At 39.5% G+C, this 2,068-nt stretch carries 3 protein-coding genes and 2 pseudogenes; all 5 read left to right on the top strand.

All coding sequences use genetic code 11. The features are described 5' to 3' along the window. The first annotated feature begins 82 nt into the window (after nucleotides 1–82). A complete protein-coding gene (locus V7L97_RS12350; RefSeq protein WP_333656428.1) occupies nucleotides 83–910 on the top strand; it encodes an extracellular solute-binding protein in 828 nt (275 codons plus the stop codon). 209 nt (nucleotides 911–1,119) lie between these two features. Further along, nucleotides 1,120–1,395, top strand: coding sequence for a c-type heme family protein (locus V7L97_RS12345; RefSeq protein ID WP_333656425.1), 276 nt, complete (start codon nucleotides 1,120–1,122; stop codon nucleotides 1,393–1,395). Then, nucleotides 1,341–1,490, top strand: a pseudogene (locus V7L97_RS13205) (c-type heme family protein); the annotation flags it as partial. The gene V7L97_RS12345 and the pseudogene V7L97_RS13205, both read left to right, overlap by 55 nt. 87 nt (nucleotides 1,491–1,577) lie before the next feature. Then, the gene (locus V7L97_RS12340) at nucleotides 1,578–1,943 is read left to right on the top strand and encodes a GGDEF domain-containing protein (protein ID WP_333656424.1); all 366 of its coding nucleotides are present in this window, start codon (nucleotides 1,578–1,580) and stop codon (nucleotides 1,941–1,943) included. Continuing rightward, nucleotides 1,915–2,068, top strand: a pseudogene (locus V7L97_RS13200) (hypothetical protein); the annotation flags it as partial. The gene V7L97_RS12340 and the pseudogene V7L97_RS13200, both read left to right, overlap by 29 nt.

Below are 2,068 nucleotides of genomic sequence, written 5' to 3'. Positions count from 1 at the left end.
TCTATACTACCTGAATCGGAGGTCTTTCTAAAATCTATTTTGGACAGATGTGAGATAAATCATATGTTCAATAGGGGGGACTATGAAATCCAGTAAAATCTTTCTGTTAATGATCTTATTGTCAGCATTTGTTGCTTCAACCTTATATGCCGAGACGCGTATCCGCTGCGCATCAACAACGAGTACGCAGAATTCTGGATTGTTCGATTACATCCTTCCAATTTTCGAGAAAAAGGCAGGGATAAAAGTCGATGTGGTAGCTGTTGGAACAGGAGCCGCAATCGAAATTGGCAAAAGGGGAGATGCGGATGTGGTCTTTGTCCACGCAAAGGATCAGGAATTAAAGGCTGTTGAAGAAGGGTATTTCGTGAACCGTCATGATGTTATGTATAACGACTTTATCATCATCGGTCCAGCAAATGATCCTCTGAAAATAAAAGGTATAAGGTCAGCAATAGAGGCTTTCAAAAAGATTGCTGAAGGCGCTTATCCATTTGTATCAAGAGGCGACAAATCAGGAACTCATACAAAGGAATTATCGCTCTGGAAGAAAGCAGGCATTGAGCCGAAGGGACAAAAGTGGTATCTTGAAGTGGGGCAAGGAATGGAAAAAACCCAGAGGATTGCAAATGAAAAGCGTGCATATGCCCTTACAGACAGAGGCACATGGCTTGCGGCAAAGGATAAGGACAAGCTTGAAATGATAATTGTCATCGAGGGTGATCCTGTACTTTTCAATCAATATGGAGTAATGGCTGTAAATCCGCAGAAAAATAAGCATGTAAAATACAAAGAGGCAATGGAGTTCATAAACTGGCTTGTATCAAAGGAAGGGCAACATGCAATTGCATCATTCAAGGATAACGGTGGGCATCAACTATTTATTCCTAATGCAAATCGGGTAAAATAATGCCATGCCTTTAGCTAAAGAAAGAAAGATTTATAAGACATTCATTATTTCCATAAGTTTAACCATTGCTCTGATTTTATCCGTCGTGTTCCTTGGCATGGCCATAAGAACCAAGCAGTTAATTTATGAAGAAAACATCATTAGAGCAAAGTCGCTTTTTAACAGTATAGTTTTAGCAAGAAAATGGAATGCGAGTCATGACGGCGTATATGTCGAAAAAAAAGAAGGGCGTAGAATCCAATCCATATTTAAAGAATCCGGATATTGAAACAACGGACGGGAAAATCTATACCAAAAGGAACCCTGCCTTAATGACACGCGAGATTTCCGAATATTCCGAGAAAGAAGGCCTGTTTAAATTCCGCATAACAAGCTTGAAGCCTCTTAACCCAAACAATAAGCCCGATGCATTTGAAACAGAGGCTTTAAAATTATTCGAAAAGGGGGAAAAGAGGTATTCCATAATGAAGATAAAAATGGCCTAACATATTTCAGATATATAGCGCCCCTTTATGTAGAAAAGGAATGCCTGCAGTGCCATTTAAGGCAGGGGTATAAAATAGGAGATGTAAGAGGAGGCATCAGCATAGCCTTCGATATTGCAAATGTTCAGAAGAAGTTAAAAACAAACACGTTCCTTATTATATTTTTTGCCACTACTACCACCTTGCTTCTATTAGGACTTATTTACTTCTTTACAATAAGACTGATAAAAAGGGTTTATGAAGCTCGTAAACAGATCGAGAAGCTGGCAACAACAGACGGTTTAACAGAAATATTCAACAGAAGGCATCTAATATCGAGATTTGAGGAGGAATTTGAAAGGACAAAAAGACTGAAAAAAGAACTGGGCTGCATTATTCTCGACATAGACCGCTTTAAGTCCATCAATGATAATTATGGCCATTGCGTTGGCGATGAGGTGTTAAAAGAAGTCGCTAATCGCACGAAAAACTCCATTCGTCCATACGACATATTTGGTCGCTACGGGGGGAGAAGAATTCATGATTGTACTGCCGGAGACCGATTTTGAAGCCACAAAAAACCTTGCCGAAAGAATAAGAAACATTATTAAAGAAAATCCGATAGAGGATATAAATGTAACAGTGAGCTTGGGCGCGGCTGTCATACAGGATAAAGACGAATCCATAGACGATA

Source organism: Dissulfurispira sp. (genome assembly GCF_036745535.1).
In the GTDB taxonomy this organism is placed as follows: domain Bacteria; phylum Nitrospirota; class Thermodesulfovibrionia; order Thermodesulfovibrionales; family Dissulfurispiraceae; genus Dissulfurispira.
Note: the sequence above shows the minus strand (reverse complement) of the source record. Positions and strands in the feature narration are given on the sequence as shown.